16 protein-coding genes are annotated in these 21165 nt (G+C 63.7%); all 16 read left to right on the top strand.

Translation table 11 applies throughout. The features are described 5' to 3' along the window. Positions 1–17 precede the first annotated feature (17 nt). The 16 genes from V6767_RS15780 (at position 18) to V6767_RS15705 (ending at position 21042) form a co-directional block, all read left to right on the top strand. Entirely contained in the window at positions 18–1481 is a 1464-nt protein-coding gene (locus V6767_RS15780) for a UDP-N-acetylmuramoyl-L-alanyl-D-glutamate--2,6-diaminopimelate ligase (protein WP_448474359.1), read from the top strand. After that, positions 1478–2899: a UDP-N-acetylmuramoylalanyl-D-glutamyl-2,6-diaminopimelate--D-alanyl-D-alanine ligase gene (locus V6767_RS15775; protein WP_448474358.1), complete on the top strand. Its 1422-nt coding sequence runs from the start codon at positions 1478–1480 to the stop codon at positions 2897–2899. The genes V6767_RS15780 and V6767_RS15775 overlap by 4 nt, the downstream gene beginning before the upstream one ends. Positions 2900–3027: 128 nt before the next feature. Then, complete coding sequence (mraY, locus tag V6767_RS15770) at positions 3028–4128, top strand: phospho-N-acetylmuramoyl-pentapeptide-transferase (RefSeq protein ID WP_230720929.1); 1101 nt, start codon at positions 3028–3030, stop codon at positions 4126–4128. Positions 4129–4132: 4 nt separating this feature from the next. Next, positions 4133–5539, top strand: a complete 1407-nt coding sequence (gene murD / locus V6767_RS15765; protein WP_448474357.1) for a UDP-N-acetylmuramoyl-L-alanine--D-glutamate ligase — start codon at positions 4133–4135, stop codon at positions 5537–5539. Between the two features lie 3 nt (positions 5540–5542). Continuing rightward, complete coding sequence (gene ftsW, locus V6767_RS15760) at positions 5543–6703, top strand: putative lipid II flippase FtsW (protein ID WP_448474356.1); 1161 nt, start codon at positions 5543–5545, stop codon at positions 6701–6703. A 3-nt stretch (positions 6704–6706) separates the two neighbouring features. Then, positions 6707–7819: an undecaprenyldiphospho-muramoylpentapeptide beta-N-acetylglucosaminyltransferase gene (gene murG, locus V6767_RS15755; RefSeq protein WP_448474355.1), complete on the top strand. Its 1113-nt coding sequence runs from the start codon at positions 6707–6709 to the stop codon at positions 7817–7819. Next, positions 7819–9219 carry a UDP-N-acetylmuramate--L-alanine ligase gene (gene murC, locus V6767_RS15750; protein WP_448474354.1) on the top strand — a complete coding sequence of 467 codons (1401 nt, stop codon included), beginning with the start codon at positions 7819–7821 and terminating at the stop codon, positions 9217–9219. The genes murG and murC overlap by 1 nt, the downstream gene beginning before the upstream one ends. Before the next feature lie 518 nt (positions 9220–9737). Further along, positions 9738–10661, top strand: a complete 924-nt coding sequence (locus V6767_RS15745; RefSeq protein WP_448474353.1) for a D-alanine--D-alanine ligase — start codon at positions 9738–9740, stop codon at positions 10659–10661. Positions 10662–10696: 35 nt separating this feature from the next. Continuing rightward, positions 10697–11575, top strand: coding sequence for a cell division protein FtsQ/DivIB (locus V6767_RS15740; protein ID WP_448474352.1), 879 nt, complete (start codon positions 10697–10699; stop codon positions 11573–11575). Then, positions 11572–12891 carry a cell division protein FtsA gene (ftsA, locus tag V6767_RS15735; protein WP_448428239.1) on the top strand — a complete coding sequence of 440 codons (1320 nt, stop codon included), beginning with the start codon at positions 11572–11574 and terminating at the stop codon, positions 12889–12891. Before V6767_RS15740 ends, ftsA begins: the two co-directional genes overlap by 4 nt. A 58-nt stretch (positions 12892–12949) precedes the next feature. Then, on the top strand, positions 12950–14551 hold the full coding sequence (ftsZ, locus tag V6767_RS15730) for a cell division protein FtsZ (protein WP_448474351.1): 1602 nt from the start codon (positions 12950–12952) through the stop codon (positions 14549–14551). Between the two features lie 284 nt (positions 14552–14835). Beyond that, the gene (lpxC, locus tag V6767_RS15725; protein WP_448474350.1) at positions 14836–15774 is read left to right on the top strand and encodes a UDP-3-O-acyl-N-acetylglucosamine deacetylase; all 939 of its coding nucleotides are present in this window, start codon (positions 14836–14838) and stop codon (positions 15772–15774) included. A gap of 246 nt (positions 15775–16020) precedes the next feature. After that, on the top strand, positions 16021–16881 hold the full coding sequence (locus V6767_RS15720) for an outer membrane protein assembly factor BamD (RefSeq protein WP_448474349.1): 861 nt from the start codon (positions 16021–16023) through the stop codon (positions 16879–16881). 28 nt (positions 16882–16909) lie between these two features. Then, positions 16910–18577, top strand: a complete 1668-nt coding sequence (gene recN / locus V6767_RS15715; protein ID WP_448474348.1) for a DNA repair protein RecN — start codon at positions 16910–16912, stop codon at positions 18575–18577. 146 nt (positions 18578–18723) lie between these two features. Then, on the top strand, positions 18724–20166 hold the full coding sequence (locus V6767_RS15710; RefSeq protein ID WP_448474347.1) for a phospholipase D-like domain-containing protein: 1443 nt from the start codon (positions 18724–18726) through the stop codon (positions 20164–20166). Positions 20167–20205: 39 nt separating this feature from the next. After that, positions 20206–21042 carry an endonuclease/exonuclease/phosphatase family protein gene (locus tag V6767_RS15705; protein ID WP_448474346.1) on the top strand — a complete coding sequence of 279 codons (837 nt, stop codon included), beginning with the start codon at positions 20206–20208 and terminating at the stop codon, positions 21040–21042. The last annotated feature ends 123 nt before the right edge of the window (positions 21043–21165 follow it).

Below are 21165 nucleotides of genomic sequence, written 5' to 3'. Positions count from 1 at the left end.
GAACAGAGACTGACACGATGAAACTGAGCGCTCTCGCCGGAACGGCCTTTCCCGAACTGAATGCGGCGCTTGCCGGCAGCGCCGGCGCGCTCGACATCACCTCTCTGACCGCCGATAGCCGCAAGGCCGAACCCGGCGCGCTGTTCGTGGCGATTGCCGGCAGCAAGGCGGACGGCGCTGCCTTCATCGATGACGCCGCCAAGCGCGGCGCGGTCGCGGCGATTAGCGCTTCGCCTCACGACGACGCCCGCATACCGGTGCTCACGGTTGAAAATCCACGCGCCTTTCTTGCGATCGCGGCTGCCCGTTTCTACGGCGCACAGCCGGAAACCATGGTGGCCGTGACCGGTACGGCGGGCAAAACCTCCGTCGCCTCCTTCACCCGCCAGATCTGGGCCCATGCCGGCCTATCCGCCGCCATGATCGGCACCACCGGCGTCACGGCCCCCGGTCGCACCGAATACGGCTCGCTGACCACGCCTGATCCGGTGGCGCTGCATGCGCTGCTTGCCGAGCTTGCCCGCGACGGCGTCACCCATGGCGCGATGGAAGCCTCCAGCCACGGGCTCGACCAGTACCGGCTCGACGGCGTTCGGCTTTCGGCCGGCGCGTTCACCAATCTCGGCCGCGACCACATGGATTATCATCCGACCGTGGAGCATTATTTCGCAGCCAAGATGCAGCTTTTCGAACGTGTTTTGCCGACCGGTTCGCCGGCCGTTATCAACGCCGATGACGAATGGTCGGATCGCGCGATTGCCGCGGCGGAAGGCGCTGGCCAGCGCGTGCTCACCGTCGGCCGCAAGGGTGAATTTCTGGCGCTGAAGCGCGTCGAGCAGAAGCGTGACAGCCAGTTCGCCGAAATCCTGCATGACGGCACGATTTACGAGGTGCGGCTGCCGCTGGCCGGCGAGTTCCAGATTTCGAACGCGCTGGTCGCTGCTGGTCTTGCGATTGCAACGGGCGTTGACGCCCGGACCGCGCTTCTGGCGCTGGAAAAGGTGGAAGGCGCTGCCGGCCGGCTTCAGCTTGCCGGCAAGGCCGAAAACGGCGCGCTCGCCTATATCGATTACGCCCACAAGCCCGATGCACTGGAGAAGGTGCTCACCGCGGTGCGTCCCTTCACCACGGGCCGGGTTATCGTGGTCTTCGGCTGCGGCGGCGATCGCGATAAGGGTAAGCGGCCTATCATGGGCGAGATCGCCACCCGGCTTGCCGATATCGTGATCGTCACCGACGACAATCCGCGCTCCGAGGTGCCCGCCGAGATCCGCTCGGAAATCCTGGCGGCCGCTCCGGCTGCGAAGGAGATCGGCGACCGGGCCGAGGCGATCGCCCATGCCGTCGGCCTTTTGCAGACGGGCGATACATTGATCGTAGCCGGCAAGGGGCATGAGGAAGGGCAGACGGCGGGCGGCGTGACACGCCCCTTCTCCGACCTTGTCGAAGTCAAGAAGGCATTGGAGGGCCACGCATCGTGAGTTTGCTTTGGACATCAGCCGAAATGGTCGAGGCCATGGACGGGCGTCCGGTGGGCGAACTGCCGGAAGGCGTCACGGGCGTTTCGATCGACAGCCGCACGATTTCTCACGGCGAAGCATTCTTCGCCATCGTCGGCGACCGTGTGGATGGCCACAAGTTCGCGGGCCTTGCCGCCAAGAACGGCGCGACGCTGCTGGTTGTGGCCGAGGCCAAGCTGCCGGCGCTCGGCCGGCTGACCTGCGGTATGATCGTCGTCGACGATGTGCTGGAGGCCATGGGGCGTCTGGCGATGGCGGCGAGGGCGCGCACGGACGCCCGCATCATCGCCGTCACCGGCTCCGTCGGCAAGACCAGCACCAAGGAAATGATCGCCGCCGGGCTGAAGGCCTCCGGCAAGGTTCATTCGGCCGTTGCCTCGTTCAACAACCATTGGGGCGTGCCGCTGACGCTTGCCCGCATGCCGGCCGATACCGAGTTCGGCGTGTTCGAGATCGGCATGAACCATTCCGGCGAAATCCGCCCGCTGACGAGAATGGTGCGCCCGCATGTGGCGGTAATCACCACCATCGCGCCGGTCCATATCGGTAATTTCTCCGGCATTGAGGGGATTGTCGCCGCCAAGGCTGAGATTTTCGAGGGGCTGGAGCCCGACGGCGCGGCGATCCTCAACCGCGATATCGATGCCTTCGACAAGCTGGCGCGGATTGCCCGGCGCCATGGCGCGCGCATCGTCTCCTTCGGCGAACATGCCAAGGCCGATTATCGCCTGCTCGAGTACCGCACCGTCAGCGACAAGCGCAACGAGCGCGGCCATGTTCTCGCAGCCCTTGGCACGGAGGAGCCGACGGCCTTCAATCTCGGCCTGCCGGGCCAGCACATGGCGGAAAACGCGCTTGCCGCCCTTGCGGCGATCGCCGAGGCCGGCGGCGATGTCCATGCCGCGCTCGGCGCGTTCGAGACCGTCGAGCAGATGAAGGGCAGGGGACGGCGTCAGCGTCTGAAGGCGCCCGATGGCGTCTTCACGCTGATCGATGAAAGCTATAATGCCAACCCGGCCTCGATGCGGGCGGCGCTGGAGCTTCTGGGCTCCGGAAACGAGCCCGGCCGCAGGATCGCGGTGCTCGGCGATATGCTGGAACTTGGCGAATACGCCCGACCGGCGCATGAGGCGCTGGCCGGTCCGCTGGTCGCAGCCGGTGTCACCCATGTCTGGCTAGCGGGTGATGAAATGCAGGCGCTCAGCGAGGCGCTGCCGGAAAGCATTGTTGTGGAATATCGCGACAACGCCGCCGAATTGGCTGAATTCGCCGTTGGCGCTGTCGCGGCCGGCGACACGATAATGCTAAAGTCGTCAAACGGAATGGGATTCGGCGTCATCGTTCAGAAACTGACCGAGACCTATCCGGCGGAAGGGTAAACCGGGCGTAAACAATTTCGTGGCATACCGGTGTTCAACATGCTGCGAACAACAATAAATGACTGCGCCCGCCGTGGCCCGAAAGGGAATGATGGCGCGCGCTCTGCCTTTTCTGGAAAGGGGCGTTCATGCTGATTTGGCTCGTGGAGTTGTCGGACAGGTTTCAGTTTTTCAATCTGTTCCGCTACATCACATTCCGCTCCGGCGCCGCCGTATTCACCTCGGCACTGATCGTCTTCCTGTTCGGCCCGCGGATCATCGCCGCGCTGAGATTGCGCCAGGGCAAGGGCCAGCCGATCCGCGCAGACGGTCCGCAGACCCATTTCAAGAAGGCAGGCACGCCGACCATGGGCGGGCTGATGATTTTGGCCGGCATCATCGGCTCCGCGCTGCTGTGGGCCGATCTTTCCAATGCCTATGTCGTGGCCACGCTGTTGGTGACGCTCGGCTTCGGCGCGATTGGTTTTTATGACGACTATCTCAAGGTCACCAAGCAGTCCGACAAGGGCTTTTCCGGCCGCCGCCGGCTGTTCTTCGAATTCGTCATTGCCGGCGTCGCGGTTGCCTTCATGATGTACGCGGCCAACCTTGCCAGCATTGACGGCGCGACGCTCGGCTCGGCGCTGACCTTTCCCTTCTTCAAGGATTTCGTGATCGACCTCGGCTGGTTCTTCATCCCGTTCGGCGCCTTTGTGATCGTCGCCGCCGGCAACTCCGTCAACCTGACGGACGGGCTCGATGGCCTCGCCACCGTGCCGGTGATGATCGCCGCCGGCTCCTTCGCGCTGATCGCCTATGTCGTCGGCAACTCGGTGTTCGCTTCCTATCTGCAGATCAACTATGTGCCGGGCACCGGCGAACTCGTCGTGCTGCTGTCCGCCGTGATCGGGGCTTGCATGGGCTTTTTGTGGTTCAACGCCCCGCCGGCCGCCATCTTCATGGGCGATACCGGATCGCTGGCGCTAGGCGGGCTGATCGGCTCGGTCGCGGTCGCCACCAAGCACGAGATTGTCATGGCGATCATCTGCGGCCTGTTCGTGCTGGAAGCGCTCTCGGTGATCATCCAGGTCGCCGTGTTCCGGCGCACCAAGCGGCGCGTCTTCCTGATGGCGCCGATCCATCATCATTTCGAAAAGCTCGGCTGGACCGAAAGCCAGGTGGTGATCCGCTTCTGGATCATCTCCTTCGGCCTCGCGCTGATCGGGCTTTCAACGCTGAAGCTCAGGTAGGTCGATGATCGCGGTCTCGCAATTTTCCGGCAAGAAGGTCGCGCTGTTCGGGCTTGGCGGTTCGGGCATGGCGACCGCGCTGGCGCTGATTGCCGGCGGAGCGCAGGTGACCGCCTTCGACGACAATGCCGAAAGCTGCCGCCTTGCCGCGGAAAAGGGCATTCCGATCGCCGATCTGCGCCATATGGACTGGAGCGGTTTTACCGCGCTCGTCCTTGCCCCCGGCGTGCCGCTGACGCATCCGAAACCGCATTGGGTGGTGGAGCAGGCGAAGGCCGCAGAGACCGAGATCATCGGTGATGTCGAGCTTCTGGCGCGCGAACGCTGCGCGACCTGCCCCGAGGCAAAGCTGATCGCGATCACCGGCACCAACGGCAAGTCCACCACCACGGCGCTGATCGGTCATATCCTGAAGGCGGCAGGCCGCGATGTGGAGGTCGGCGGCAATATCGGCCACGCCGTTCTCGATCTTGCGCCGCTTCAACCCGGACGCATCTATGTCGTCGAGTGCTCGTCCTACCAGATCGACCTTGCGCCGACGCTGGACGCCGATGTCGGCCTGCTCCTGAACCTGACGCCCGACCATCTCGATCGCCATGGCGACATGACCCGCTATGCCGCGATCAAGGAGCGGCTGGTGGCCGGGGCGAAGCGCGCGGTGGTCGGCGCCGACGATACCTATTGTACGGCGATCGCCGGACGGCTGGAGGCGGCCGGACACGATGTCGTTCCGATTTCCAGCGATCTAGCCCATATCGGCAGTGGTCTCGCCTTCGATGGCGGGGCGATCGTCTCTGCGGAGAACGGGGCGGTTGTAGCAGACCTTTCCGATCATCCCGTTCTGCGCGGCGCGCATAACGGCCAGAACGCCGCTGCCGCGATCGCGGCCTGCCGTGCGGTCGGGCTCTCCGACGCCGAGATCCGCGATGGTCTCGCGACCTTCCCCGGTCTTGCCCACCGCATGCAGCCGGTGGCGCGATTGGGCTCCGTGATTTTCGTCAACGATTCCAAGGCCACCAATGCCGAGGCATCCGCCCCGGCGCTGAAAACCTTCAGCGACATCCACTGGATCGCCGGCGGCCGCGCCAAGGAAGGCGGCATCGCGGCCCTTGCGCCCTTCTTTCCCAAGATCGCCCGCGCCTATCTCATCGGCGAGGCGGCGGAGGCCTTTTCGGCCACGCTTTCGGGCGCTGCCGACACCGTGATCTGCGGCACGCTGGAAAACGCCGTCAAACAAGCGGCAGACGACGCGGGGAAGAGCAAGGCCGAGATGCCGGTGGTGCTGCTGTCGCCCGCCTGCGCCAGCTTCGACCAGTACCGCAATTTCGAAAAACGCGGCGATGCCTTCGTCAGCGCCGTCATGGCGCTTGACGGCATTGAGCCGTTTGCAGCAACCGGCAAGGAGGCCTGATCCATGGTCAGTCGCGTTCAGCGAGGCCCAATCGCAGACTGGTTCTGGACCATCGACCGATGGTTGCTGGCGGCCTTCATCGTGCTGATGGGCATTGGTTTCATGCTCTCGTTTGCCGCTTCGCCCGCCGTCGCCGAACGCCTCGGCTATGACAGTTTCCACTTCGTCACCCGCCACGCGATCTTCCTGGTGCCCTCGCTGGCGGTGATGATCTCTCTTTCCTTCTGCTCGCCGCGCATGATCCGCCGCCTTGCGGTGATCATTCTCATCGGCTCGCTGCTCGCGATGGTCGCGGCGCTGTTCATCGGCACCTCCAACAACGGCTCGCGCCGCTGGATCGTGCTGGCCGGCTTCTCGGTGCAGCCCTCGGAATTCCTTAAACCCGCCTTCGCGGTGGTCTGCGCCTGGCTGTTCGCCGAGCATCAGCGCTATCCGGAAATCCCGGGCAATCTCTTTGCCGGCATGCTGTTCATCGTCTCCGCGGTGCTGCTGATCGCGCAGCCGGACTTTGGTCAGACCGTGCTTCTGGGCATCGTCTGGGGCGGCATCTTCTTCATGGCCGGCATGTCGTGGATATGGATCGCGGGCCTCGGCGGCGCCGGGGTGGCGGGCATTCTGGCGGCCTATACCTGGCTGCCGCACGTGACCTCGCGTATCGACCGGTTCCTGACCGGGGAGGGCGACAACCTCCAGGTGGAGCTTGCCGCCAAGGCGATCCAGAGCGGTGGCCTCTTCGGTCTCGGACCGGGCGAGGGGATCGTCAAGCGGCGGTTGCCGGACAGCCATACCGACTTCGTGTTCTCCGTCGCGGCGGAGGAGTTCGGCATCCTGTTCTGCATGTTCATCGTCGCAATCTTCGCCTTCATCGTGCTGCGGGGCCTCAGCCACGCCTATCGCGAGCGCGACGATTTCGCCCGCTTCGCCGTCGCTGGCCTCGTGCTGCAGATCGGCATGCAGTCGGTGATCAATATCGGCGTGGCGCTGCAGCTGATGCCTGCCAAGGGCATGACGCTGCCGCTGATTTCGGCGGGCGGCTCGTCCATGATCGCAACCTGCATCGGCGCGGGCTTCGTGCTGGCGCTGACCCGCCACCGCCCCGACAAGCGCGCGCGTCAGGACCATTTCTTCGAGCCGGGCCGACCGCGCGGCGTACCGGCGGAGTAGATGATGGAAAGCAAACTGTTTTTCCTGGCTGCCGGGGGGACAGGCGGTCACGTGTTCCCCGCTGAAGCTCTGGCCCATGAACTGATTGCGCGCGGGCACAAGGTGCACTTTGTTACAGACAGCCGCGCCGAGCGTTACGCCGGGACCTTTCCGGCTGAAAAAATCCATGTCGTGCCGTCTGCGACGATCGGGTCGAAGAACCCGGTTTCCGTCATTCGCGCCGGCTTCACCCTGTTCAGGGGGTCGCGGATCGCCAGATCGCTTTTTGCAGAATACCGGCCGGCAGCCGTGATTGGCTTCGGCGGCTACCCGACGGTGCCCCCGGTTTACGCTGCCTCAAGCGGCGGCATCCCGACAATGCTGCATGAGCAGAACGCGGTGATGGGCCGGGCCAACAAGATGCTGGCGCCACGCGTCAACGCCATTGCCGGCGGTTTCCTCACCCGTTCCGAAGAGCCGCTTGGCGCGAAGATATTCGAGACCGGAAACCCGGTGCGTCCGGCGGTGCTGGAAGCGGCGAAGACGTCCTATCCGGCGCGAAGCGAAGGCGAAGCCTTCAACCTGCTGGTTTTCGGCGGAAGCCAGGGCGCGCATTTTTTTGCCGACGCTGTGCCGGATGCGATTGCCGCGCTGCCGGACGAGCTTCGCCGCTGCGTCAATGTCACCCAGCAGGCCCGACCGGAAGATGTCGAGGCCGTCACCGAACGCTTCGACGCGCTCGGCGTACCCGCAGAGATTTCGCCGTTCTTCGGCAATATGGCGGAACGGATTGCCAGTGCTCATCTCGTGGTCTGCCGCTCGGGAGCCTCCACCGTTTCGGAGCTTTCGGTGATCGGCCGGCCGGCGATCTATGTGCCCTATCCTCATGCGCTCGATCACGATCAGGCGGCCAACGCGGCATTGGTGTCCCGCAACGGAGGGGCAGAAGTCGTGCGCCAGTCGGAACTGACGACGGAGCGCTTCGCGGACATTCTGAAGGATGCGATCGTGCATCCCGAAAAACTTGCAACCGCCGCCGCCGCCGCGCGCGCGGCCGGCCGCCCCGATGCAACGCAGAAACTCGCCGACATGGCCGAGGCGCTGGCGTCGGGACAGAAGATTGAAGGAATTGACTGATGAGAATGCCTGAAGCGATCGGCGTGGTCCATTTTGTCGGGATCGGCGGCATCGGCATGAGCGGGATTGCCGAGGTGCTGAACAATCTCGGCTACAAGGTGCAGGGCTCCGATCAGGCGGAAAGCGCCAATGTTTTGCGCCTCCGCGAGAAGGGCATTTCCGTTTTCATCGGCCACAAGGCCGAAAATCTGGGCGATGCCGAAGTCGTCGTTGTCTCCTCCGCGATCAAGCGCGCCAATCCGGAGCTTGCGGCGGCGCGTGAAAGACACCTGCCGGTGGTGCGCCGCGCCGAGATGCTGGCCGAGCTGATGCGTTTCCGCGATGCGATCGCGATCGGCGGCACCCATGGCAAGACCACCACCACCTCGATGGTGGCGACGCTGCTTGAGGCCGGCGGGCTCGACCCGACCGTCATCAATGGCGGCATCATCAATGCCTATGGCACCAATGCGCGCATGGGGGAGGGCGAGTGGATGGTTGTCGAGGCCGACGAATCGGACGGCACCTTCCTGAAGCTCCCCGCCGAAATCGCGGTCGTTACCAATATCGATCCCGAACATCTCGATCACTACGGCACATTTGACGGCGTGCGCGCTGCCTTCCGGCAATTCGTCGAGAGCGTGCCGTTTTACGGCTGCGGCGTGATGTGCCTTGATCATCCGGAAGTGCAAACGCTGGTCGGCCAGATCGAGGATCGCCGGATCGTGACCTATGGCGAAAACCGCCAGGCCGATGTGCGCTTTTCCAATATCCGCAACGAGGGCACGCGCACGATCTTCGACGTTGATATCCGCCGCCGCCGCCGTCCTTCGGTAAAGCTCGAAAACCTCTCCTTGCCGATGCCCGGCCGTCACAATGTCTCCAACGCCACGGCAGCGATCGCGGTCGCCGACCGGCTGCATATTTCCGAGGCGGATATCCGCAAGGGACTGGCCGCCTTTGGCGGCGTCAAGCGCCGGTTCACGCTGGTGGGAGAGTGGAATGGCGCGCAGATTTTTGACGACTATGGCCATCACCCGGTTGAAATCCGTTCGGTGCTGAGGGCGGCACGCGAGGCCTGTCAGGGGCGGATCATCGCCATCCACCAGCCGCACCGCTACTCCCGCCTCGAAAGCCTGTTCGAGGACTTCACCAATTGCTTCAACGATGCCGACACCGTGTTCATCGCTCCGGTCTACGCCGCCGGCGAGGACCCGCGCCCGGGCTTCGATGCCGAAACGCTGGTTTCCGGCATGAAGGCCGCCGGCCACCGCGACGCGCAATATCTGGCCGATGAAGCGGGTCTCGCGGGCGCCGTGGCCAAGATCGCCAAGCCCGGCGACTTCGTCGTCCTTCTCGGCGCCGGCAGCATCACCAACTGGGCTGCAAAGCTGCCGGGTGAGTTGGCGGCGCAGGCGTGATTCGGAGGTTGCCACCCACAATCTCTCCCCTTGAGGGAGAGATGCCCCGACAGGGGCAGAGAGGGGTGAACCCTCTCCGAGAGCACAGTGTTTGCGGCTTTTAGGGCTTACGCCCTTTACCCCTCTCTGTCGCTTTCGCGACATCTCCCCCTCAAGGGGGGAGATTGGGGGCTGAGAGGGGCGGGTGATGCCGATAGTCGCGGTTGGACGGCGCTGCCCGGTTCGAGCATCAGGGACTTGGGCGGCTTGACCAAACGTATTTTCCGAACCGTGTTTCAGTTCGTCCCAGGCAGCAAAAGCCTTGGGTGCAGGGACGAAACCACGCTTTCCCGATCAATTGACCTGCGCTGTCATCGCCCCCTTAACCCGTTTCACCGCATCGATTTTTTTGCCCCGGTTAACCAAAGTAAACGCTTCATTAACCATCCTCGTTCACTAATGGCCCCATCACGCTTTCCTTAAAAAAGCGGCATTGTGAGTGTGCTTTCCGGCTTTGGCTGGAAAAGATGGGGACGGGCATGGGTGCCTTACACGTAGCGGTATTGATGGGCGGGTTTTCCTCCGAGCGGCCGGTGAGCCTTGCCTCGGGCAACCCCTGCGCCGACGCACTGGAAGCGGAAGGCTTCCGGGTCACCCGCGTCGATGTCACCCGCAATGTGGCAAGCGTGCTTGCCGAGCTGAAGCCCGATGTCGCTTTCAACGCGCTGCACGGGCCCTTCGGCGAGGACGGCACCATTCAGGGCATTCTCGAATATCTGGAAATCCCCTACACCCATTCCGGCGTGCTGGCCTCGGCGCTCGCCATGAACAAGATCCAGGCAAAGCGCGTGGCGGCCGCCGGTGGCATTCCGGTGGCGGAAGACCGGCTGATGCAGCGCTCCGAAATCGGCAAGACGCATCCGATGGCGCCGCCCTATGTGGTCAAGCCCGTCAATGAAGGGTCCTCCTTCGGCGTCGTCATCGTCGATGAAGGCCAGAGCGCGCCGCCGCAGTCGATCACATCGTCCGAGTGGCCTTATGGCGAAACCGTCATGGTCGAGCGCTTCGTGCGCGGGCGCGAATTTACCTGCGGCGTGGTGGACGGCAAGCCGCTCTGCGTCACCGAAATCGTGCCGGTGGGTCAGAAATTCTACGATTTCGACGCAAAATACAAACCCGGCGGCTCAAAACACATTCTGCCGGCGGAAGTTAAACCGAATATTTACCAAAAGATTCAATCATTGGCCGTTCAGGCGCATCAGATCATGGGATGCCGCGGCGTCAGCCGTTCGGATTTCCGGTTCGATGAGGAGAGGGGCGAGGAAGGGCTGATCTGGCTGGAAATCAATACTCAGCCCGGCATGACCCCCACCTCCCTGGTTCCTGAAATGGCGGCGGAAGCCGGCATGAGTTTTGGTGCTTTTCTCCGTTGGATGGTGGAGGACGCTTCGTGTTTGCGTTGAAGACTGGAAAGGGTGATAGCGGGGTAAGCGATCGCATGGCTCAGGGCAGCCGCGCGGGCGTATTGCCGCGTCCTTTTCGCCGTCTGGTGCGCGCCACGACGGGCATCTTCACCGGCCGCACCGGCGCTCCCAGACATATCGGCAGCGCTGCCGCGCTGGTGTTTTTCGCCGCCGTCGGCGCCAACGCCGTAATCGTGGCCGGCAAGGGTGATCTCGTGCGCCGCGCCGCGTTCCAGGTTGCCGGTTTTGCCGTGGAAGACATCGAGATTTCGGGCAACAGCGAGACCTCGGAAATCGTGGTCCTGCAGAGCCTCGGCCTTGAGGGCGCCTATTCGCTGCAGGGCGTGGATATCCAGATGGCGCGCGGCCAGCTTCTGAACCTCCCCTGGGTCGCCGATGCCGATATCCGCAAGGTCTATCCCTCGACCCTGAAGATTTCGCTGAAGGAGCGCGTGCCCTATGCGCTGTGGCAGCAGGAAGACGGTCGGCTCCTGATGGTCGAGCGTGACGGCAATATCATCGGTCCGCTGAGCGCGCCGAAGTTCCGCCGCCTGCCGCTGGTGCTGGGGCAGGGCGGCAATGTCGCGGCCAAGGATGTCGAGGAGCTGATGCAGGAATGGCCGGAGCTTTCCGAGCGCGTCCGGGCCTTCAAGCGCGTCGACGAGCGCCGCTGGGACCTCTATCTCGACAATGGCATGATCGTGAAGCTGCCGGAAAAAGGCAGCGACGCGGCGCTGGTTCGCCTGCGCAAGCTTGAGGCCGAACGCTCGATCCTCGAGCGCGAAATTGCCGCTGTCGACCTTCGTCTCGACGACCGGGTCGCGATCCAGCTGACGCCTGACGCCATGGAGCGCCGCGCCGAGGCCACAGAAGCCCTCAAAAAGACTTTCAAGAACAAGGGGAGGCGTCTTTGACCCTGTTCCGCTCGTCCGGCTTCAGTCGCGCCAAGCCTCTCTCGGCCAAGAAGACGCATATCGTCAGCGTGCTCGACGTCGGCTCGTCGAAGGTCGTGTGCATGATCGCGCGGCTCACCCCGCGTGAGGAAAGCCAGATTCTGCCGGGCCGCACCCACAATATCGAGATTATCGGCATCGGCCATCAGCGCTCCCAGGGCATCAAGAGCGGCGTTATCGTCAATCTGGATGCGGCCGAACATGTGGTCCGGCTGGCGGTGGACGCGGCCGAAAGTATGGCCGGCATCACCATCGACAGCCTGATCGTCAATGTTTCGGCCGGTCGCCTGAAGAGCGATACCTATACCGCTGCGATCGACCTTGGCGGGCAGGACGTGGACTCCTCCGATCTTCGCCGCGTTCTGTCCGCCGTCTCCCGCCGCTCGATCAACGAGGAACGGCAGGTCCTGCATTCGCTGCCCGCCGGCTTCACGCTCGACGGCGAGCGCGGCATTCGCGATCCGCTGGGCATGTATGGCGAGACGCTCGGCGTCGACCTGCATGTGGTGACGGCCGAACGGCTGGCGCTGCGCAATCTCGAACTTTGCGTCAACCGCGCGCATCTCTCTGTGGAGCGCATGGTGGCGACCCCCTACGCCAGCGGTCTTGCCGCTCTGGTGGACGATGAAGTCGAACTCGGCTGCGCGGCGATCGACATGGGCGCCGGCACGACGTCGATCTCGGTCTTCTCCGAAGGCCGGCTTGTTCATACCGATGCGATCAGCCTCGGCGGCCATCATGTGACGACCGATCTGGCCCGCGGGCTTTCGACGCGGATGGAAGACGCCGAGCGGTTGAAATGCGTTCACGGCTCGACGATCACCTCCAGCGCCGACGAGCGCGAGATGATCGCGGTGCCCTCCATCGGCGAGGATGATCACGACCAGCCCCGTCAGGTCTCGAAGGCGCTGCTTTCGAAGATCGTCAGGGCGCGGATCGAGGAAACGCTGGAACTGATCCGCGACCGGATCCAGCTTTCGGGCTTTTCGGCGGTTGTCGGAAAGCGGGTGGTGCTGACGGGTGGCGCGAGCCAGCTGATCGGCCTCAGTGAATTGTCGCGGCGGATCTTGAGCAGAAACGTCCGCATCGGTCGTCCGATGGGCGTTTCCGGTCTGCCGCTTCCGGCCAAGGGGCCGTCGTTTTCGACGGCCGCCGGCCTTCTGATCTATCCGCAGCTTGCGGAGAGCGAAACCTATGGCAGCGAGCAGCGGGGCTTTCTGTCGTCGGGCGGCGGACGCCTAGCACGCGTCGGCCAGTGGTTCAGGGAAAGTTTTTAACGAACACCAGAGATTGGCCGGCTAGGCGGTACGGCCATAGCGAGAAGGAACGAAACTCATGACTATCACGCTGCAGAAGCCAGATATTACTGAACTGAAGCCGCGCATCACCGTATTCGGTGTCGGCGGCGGCGGTGGCAACGCCGTCAACAACATGATCACCGCAGGCCTCCAGGGGGTCGACTTCGTGGTCGCCAACACCGATGCCCAGGCGCTGACCATGACCAAGGCCGAACGCGTCATCCAGCTCGGCGTCGGCGTTACCGAAGGTCTCGGCGCTGGCTCGCAGCCGGAAGTCGGCCGGGCGGCCGCCGAGGAGTGCATTGATGAGATCATCGATCACCTCAACAACACCCATATGTGCTTCGTCACCGCCGGCATGGGCGGCGGAACCGGCACGGGCGCTGCCCCGATTGTCGCCCAGGCCGCCCGCAACAAGGGCATCCTGACCGTCGGCGTCGTCACCAAGCCGTTCCAGTTCGAAGGCCAGCGTCGTATGCGTCTTGCCGACGCCGGTATCGAAGAACTGCAGAAGTCGGTCGATACGCTGATCGTCATTCCGAACCAGAACCTGTTCCGGATCGCCAATGACAAGACCACCTTCGCCGACGCTTTCGCGATGGCCGACCAGGTGCTCTATTCGGGCGTTGCCTGCATCACCGACCTGATGGTCAAGGAAGGCCTGATCAACCTCGACTTCGCCGACGTCCGTTCGGTGATGCGCGAGATGGGCCGCGCCATGATGGGCACGGGCGAGGCATCCGGCGAAGGCCGTGCCATGCAGGCCGCAGAAGCAGCGATCGCCAATCCGCTGCTGGACGAAACCTCGATGCGCGGCGCGCAGGGCCTGCTGATCTCGATCACCGGCGGCCGTGACCTCACGCTGTTCGAAGTCGACGAAGCTGCAACGCGTATTCGTGAAGAAGTCGATCCGGACGCCAACATCATTCTCGGCGCCACCTTCGACGAGGAACTGGAAGGCATCATCCGCGTCTCGGTCGTCGCGACCGGTATCGACCGTTCGGTCAACCACGGCGATGAGGATGTGCCGGAACCGCGCCGCGAGACCCGCGCGCCGGAAATCCGCTCCAGCAACGCCCAGCCGAGCCAGCCGGCCCAGCCCGCAGCCCCCCAGCCGCGTCAGGACCCGATCGCCGAAACGATCCGTTCCGCCGAAGCTGAAATGGAACGCGAGCTGCAGATAGCGATGAGCCATCAGCCGCAGCAGGCAAAGCCGCAGCCGCGCGCCGAGGCCCCGCAGATGCAGCCGAAGAGCCAGATCTTCTCCGCTCAGGCTCCGCGTCAGGCCGCGCCGCAGGCCGCTCCCCAGCAGCCGCGCCCGCAGATGGCCGAGCCGCGCCGCATGCCGGAAGTCTCCGACTTTCCGCCGGTGGTTCAGGGCGAAATGAGCGCAAGCCGCCGTCAGGAGCATGAAGAGCGTGGACCGAAGGGCCTGTTCAAGCGCCTTTCCAACACGCTTGGCCGCGGCGACGAAAGCTTCGAGGGCCATCACGAGGAGCCGGCGGCTCGTCGCGAACCCACGCAGCAGGCTCAGCCGCAGCAGAACCCCTACGCGCCGCGCCGCGCCGAAGCGCAGCCGGCCCGTCAGGATGACGATCAGTTCGATATCCCCGCCTTCCTGCGTCGTCAGGCGAACTGAAACCCGATCGGTCCCCGTTTGTTAGGGGACCGGTAACCGTCTTTTTTGAAAACCTTCTCGCACAACGAACCCGGTCGCCCGCGCGGCCGGGTTTTTACGTGTTTCGTAACATTACGAAAGAAACAGTGATTTGGAATCGTGCGGACGTATGCGTAACTACATGCAAGGCATCGACTCGCCGCACGCCATGCGCACGCCGTCCTCTAGGGGTCGCCCCGCAACCTGAACACGGTATCTGGCGTTGATAAGGCAGGGTCGCAATTCAGTTGAGTAGGGACATGATCATGTCGACAGGTATTTTCGGATTGCAGACGACCATCTCGAACTCCGTCAGGATTTCGGGGATCGGCGTGCATTCGGGCAAGCCTGCGACGATCGTTTTGCAGCCGGGCGAGGCCGATCAGGGCATCCTGTTCGAACGCTATGAGAACGGCAAGCGCATCAGCAGCTTCAAGGCGGTGGCGGACAATGTCGGCCCGACCGCGCTCTGCACCGTTCTCGGCACGCATCCGGGCGAGTGGATCGCCACGATCGAGCACCTGATGGCCGCGATCTACGCGCTTGGGATCGACAACCTCGTCATCTCCGTGGACGGCGGGGAAATGCCGATCATGGACGGCAGCTCGCGGGTTTTCGTCGATGCGCTGGATGAGGCGGGCATCGTCAAGCTTGCCAAGCAGCGCAGCTATATCAAGGTCGCCAAGACGGTGCGCGTTGAAAACGGTGCCGGCTGGGCCGAGTTCTCGCCTTATGACGGCACCCGTTTCGACGTCGAGATCGATTTCGAAACACCGGTCATCGGCCGCCAGAAATGGGCCGGCGACATGAACGCCGACACGTTCCGCAAGGAGCTTTCCGGCGCGCGCACCTTCGGCTTCATGCGTGACGTCGAGCCGATGTGGGCGCGCGGCTTCGCGCTCGGCTCGTCGCTCGAAAACTCGGTGGTGATCTCCGATGACGACCGTGTCATCAATGCCGAGGGTCTGCGCTACGAAAACGAATTCGTTCGTCACAAGACGCTCGACGCTGTTGGCGATCTGGCGATGATGGGCATGCGTTTCGCCGGCGCATTCCGCTCCTATCGCGGCGGCCACGCGCTGAATGCCGCCGCCGTGCGCAAGCTGTTCGAAACGCCCGGCGCTGCCGTTATCGTTTCGCCGCGGGGCGCGCTGCCCTTCCGCCTGCGTCAGGAAGACGTGGTTGCCGCTGGGCCCGCGTCCTGAGGTTTTATCGGATAAAGCTAAATAATCAGGCGGATCGGCGCATTTGCGGCGGTCCGCCTTTTCATTTACTGGCTCTGTCCGCTCGGGCCACTTCCTGCCTTTCGGGCTGCTTAAGAATGCGTTATTGAAGCGCCATTAATTTGTGCGTTTTTCGCGCGCCTGCGATTGCTCTTGGCAGCGGGATATGCGTAAAACGTCGGTTGAAACAGAAATGCGTCGGTATGACGCGCAACTGGGGCACAAGCAATGTCTGATACTTTGAACCGGAAAAGACGGGGAGCGTTTCGCGCAGCGGCGCTGCCGGCGGCCATAATTATCGGAGCAGGTATCGTTCTTGGCGGCTGCTCCCGGGACAAGGATGTCGACATCACTACGCTGCAGTACGAGGCGGATCCGCCCCAGCAGCTTTATGATGAGGCGCTTGCCAACATCAATGCCGGCAAGGTGAGCGAGGCGCTGCGCAAGTTCAAGGCTGTGCAGGACCAGAACCCGCTTTCCGACTATGCGCGGCAGGCGCTCCTGATGCAGACCTACCTGGAATACCGTTCGCGCAAATATGAGGCGGCGGTCAAATCCGGCACGCGCTATGTTCAGCTTTATCCGAACTCCAAGGATGCCGCCTACGCGCAGTATCTGATCGGCCTTGCCTATTCCAAGGAAATCGTCGACGTCACCCAGGACCAGACGGCGGCCGAGCAGACGATCGTCGCGATGCAGAAGGTGATCGACAACTATCCGGATTCTGATTACGCCGGCGACGCCCGCGCCAAGATCCGCTATGCCCGCGACCAGCTCGCCGGCAAGGACATGCAGGTCGGCCGCTACTATCTCGAGCGCAAGGACTATGTCGCCGCGATCTCCCGCTTCAATCAGGTGGTCGACGAGTATTCCGACACCAACCAGATCGAGGAAGCGCTGGAGCGCCTTGTCGAGGCCTATTACGCCATGGGCGTGGTCTCCGAGGCGCAGAACGCGGCCTGGGTGCTGGGGCATAACTATCCCGACAGCCCGTGGTATGCGCGTGCGTATAAGCTCCTGAATTCCAAGGGGCTTGAACCGAAATCGGCCGGCCGGGGCTCCGCTGTTTCGGATGCCACGCCGAGCTAAACGGCGCATCCGCCAGGTCGCGAAAAACATGCTCGTCCAGCTTTCCATTCGGGACATCGTTTTGATCGAGCGGCTGGAGCTTGACCTCGGCGCGGGTCTTTCGGTGCTGACCGGCGAGACCGGCGCGGGAAAATCCATTCTGCTCGACAGCCTTTCGCTCGCGCTCGGCGCGCGCGGTGATGGCGCCTTGGTGCGTCATGGGCAGGATTCGGGACAGGTGATCGCGGTCTTCGACGTGCCGATGGACCATCCGGTGCGGCTTCATATGCGCGAAAACGGTCTCGATGACGACGGCGACCTGATCTTCCGGCGGATGCAGTCGGCCGATGGGCGCACCCGCGCCTTTATCAACGACCAGTCGGTGAGCGTGCAGATGATGCGCCAGGCCGGGCGGCTGCTCGTCGAAATCCACGGACAGCATGACGAACGCGCGCTGATCGACACTGACGGCCACCGCCTTCTGCTCGATGCCTTCGGCGGTCTGACGACTGAAGCGGAGTTCGTCGCTGGCCTCTATCGCGGCTGGCGGGATGCGGAACGAAAACTGAAGCAGCATCGTGCCCATATCGAGGCGGCGATGCGCGAGGCGGATTATCTGCGCGCCTCCGTCGACGAGCTTCAGGAGCTTTCTCCGGTCGATGGCGAGGAGGATGCGCTGGCCGAAAAGCGCGCGAACATGATGAAATCCGAGCGGATCGCGGGCGACATCGCCGAGGCGCTGGAATTTTTGAACGGCAATGCCTCGCCGGTGCCGATGATCGCCTCGCTGGTGCGCCGGCTTGAGCGCAAGTCGCACGAGGCGCCGGGCCTGCTGGAAGAGACGGTCGAACTGCTCGACGCCGCGCTCGAAAAGCTCTCCAGCGCGCAGATGGAGGTGGAAGCGGCGCTGAATCGCGCGGCCTTCGACCCCAAGGAACTGGAGCTTACCGAGGAACGGCTGTTTGCACTCAGGGGCGCTGCCCGCAAATACAATGTGCCGGTAACGGAACTGCCGGCGCTGGCCGAACGCATGGTCGCCGATCTCGACGAACTCGATGCCGGCGAGGCGAAGCTTGCGGCGCTGACCGAGGCCGTGACTGCTGCCGAAACCGCCTATTTCTCTGCCGCCCGCGCGCTTTCGGAGCGCAGGCAGGTGGCCGGCGAGCAGTTGAGCGCTGCCGTGATGGCGGAGCTGCCGGCGCTGAAGCTGGAGCGGGCGCGGTTCACCGCCGTGGTTACAGCCGATGACGAGGCGGCGGGCGCGGAAGGAATCGATACCGTCTCCTTCGAGGTGCAAACCAATCCGGGCACAAGGGCGGGGCCGATCATGAAGGTCGCCTCCGGCGGCGAACTCTCGCGTTTCCTTCTGGCGCTGAAGGTGGCGCTTGCCGACAAGGGGTCGGCGCCGACGCTGGTCTTCGACGAGATCGATACCGGGGTCGGGGGCGCGGTTGCCGATGCGATCGGCCAGCGGCTGAAGCGGCTTGCCGAGAACGTCCAGGTTCTGTCCGTCACCCACGCGCCGCAGGTGGCTGCGCGTGCGGAGGGACACTTCCTGATCTCCAAGGGCGATCGTGGCAAGGATACGGTCAGCACCCATGTGGAGGTGATCGGTCCCGAGGCCCGCCAGGAAGAAATCGCCCGCATGCTGGCCGGCGCCAAGGTTACGGCGGAGGCGCGCGCTGCGGCCGCGAAACTGCTCGCCGGCGATGGCTGATCGGCATTTGCTGATATAAGCTGAAAGCGAACCCGGAATTGCTCCCGCCGATCTCCCATGACAGGGCGATTGGAGGGCGGGACGTTGACGGACAGGATAGCCGCCTCCATTTTCCGGTGGCGCAGGAATCAAGGGGACCGCCGCCGATGGAGACTTTTCTGGAACACTACTGGCCGCATATTCTGGCGGCGATATCGTTCCTCCTCGGCGCGACGGCGGCGATCCATGCCGCGATGACCAAGGACGAGGTCCGCGCCGCCATCGGCTGGGTCGGCGTGATCATGCTGTCACCGCTTCTGGGCGCGGCGATCTATGCCGTTGCCGGCATCAACCGGATGCGCCGGGCCTCGATCCTCGACCGGCGCGGCAGCATTCCGGACGCCGTTGCCAACGAGGAAAAGGAGCATCATGTCGGGCGCGCCGCAATCGTCTCCGCCTTTGGCCCGCGCATGGGGGCGATGTGGAACCTCGGCAACCGCGTCACGGGCATGCCGGCGACCGACGGGAATATCATCCACCTGCTGGAAACCGGCGACGCCGCCTATGCCGCCATGCTGGAGGCGATCGACAAGGCCGAGCGCTCGATCCTGATGGAAACCTACATTTTCGACTCCGACCAGATCGGCCGCCGGTTCGTCGACAGTCTTGATGCGGCGGTCAAGCGCGGCGTCGAGGTGCGGATCCTCGTCGATTCCATCGGCGCGCGCTATTCCCGCCCGCGCATCACATCGCTCCTGCGCGAACGCGGCATCAGGGTCGCGACCTTCAATGGTGCCGTGCTTTTGAAGATGCGGCTGCCCTATGCCAATCTGCGCACCCACCGCAAGATCATGGTGATCGATGGCGAAACGGTGTTCGCCGGCGGCATGAATATCCGCGCGGCCTTCACCGGCCCGAACGCCGCCCACGACACCCATTTCATGCTGCGGGGCGCGGCAGCGGGCGATTATTTCACCGTGGCGGCCGCCGACTGGTATTTCGAAACCCGTGAAAAGCTTGAGGGGCCAGCCTGGAAGGTCTCCGCCCCGGAGACCCATGACGGCGTCATCGCCCGCGTCGTGCCCTCCGGACCGGACCGCAATCTCGGCAACAACAACAGCATGATCATCGGCGCGCTTTCGGTGGCGGAAGAAAGCGTGATGATCATGTCGCCCTATTTCCTGCCCGACCGCGACCTTCTGTCAGCGCTGGCGACTGCCGCCAAGCGCGGCGTCGCCGTCGATATCATCGTGCCGGGCAAGAACAATCTCGGGCTCGTCGACAAGGCCATGACGGCGCAGTTCGAGGAGATCCTGGAGGGCGGATGCCGGATCTTTCGCGACAACGGGCCGTTCAACCATTCCAAGCTGATGACGATCGACGGGCGCTGGTCCTATCTCGGCTCGTCCAATCTCGACTCGCGCTCGCTGCGCCTGAATTTCGAAACCGATCTCGAAGTCTTCGACACGGAGTTCGCCGCCGAGCTGCAGGCGCGCATCAGCGCCGTCAGAGCCAATTCCACGGAAGTGACGATCGCCAAGCTGCAGGAGCGGCCGTTCCCCTATCGGCTTCGCGACCGGATCTTGTGGCTGGGATTGCCGTATCTCTGAAAAACACCCATATTCATGTTCATCAGAAATGTGTGAGACATGAACCCGATCAAATCTCCCCTTGCCAATGCCGTGCTGCGCTCCTTCCGTGAAAACGGAAAGCGCCCGGATTCGGCCGTGCCGGTAGCGGGCGAGGGGCTGAGGGTGGCGACCTACAACGTGCATAAATGCGTCGGCACCGACGGTCGTTTCGATCCCGACCGCACCTTCGAGGTGATCCGCGAGATCGGCGCAGACCTGATCGCGCTGCAGGAGGCCGATACCCGTTTCGGAGAACGCACCGGGCTTCTGGACCTGAAGCGCATCGAGGCCGAGACCGGACTGATCGCGGTTCCAGCCGAACCCAGCGTCAGGGCCCATGGCTGGCACGGCAACGTGCTGCTGTTCCGCGACGGCGCGGTGCGCGACATTCACCGCGAGAAACTGCCGGGGCTGGAGCCGCGCGGCGCGCTTTTGACCGATATCGAGCTCAAGAGCGGTATCCACCTGCGCGTCGTCGCCGTTCACCTCGGCCTGTTCCGCGCCTCGCGCCGCCAGCAGGCGGACCACATTATCGGCCTGCTCGGCAATCGCGACGAGGCTGCGACGCTGATCATGGGCGACATGAACGAGTGGCGGCTGGGTAATGGCTCGGCGCTGCGCCGCTTCGAGGACAGTTTCGGCGCGCTGCCGCCGCCCAGAGCAAGCTTCCCCGCCCGCTGGCCGGTGCTGGCGCTCGACCGCATCATCGCCAATCGGGACGATCTGGTCGCCGATCTGGCGGCGCATGATTCGCTCCTCGCCCGCTTGGCTTCCGACCATCTGCCTTTGACGGCGTTGCTGGATACGGGGGTGTTGAGCGGCGAGACGACCGGGACGGCGCGGATTTCGGGGTGAATGGACGCGCTGCCGGGAAGGGTCTTCGTTTGATTCTCGAACCCATCAGCCCATAATCTCCCCCCTTGAGGGGCAGGGGAATCGCGTATGGCTTTTAAGCTATTGAATATTTGACGCAAATCG

The sequence above is a fragment of the Martelella sp. FLE1502 genome (assembly GCF_053484255.1).
The sequence above is the reverse complement of the archived record's forward strand: the minus strand, read 5'-3'. Positions and strand labels throughout refer to the sequence as shown.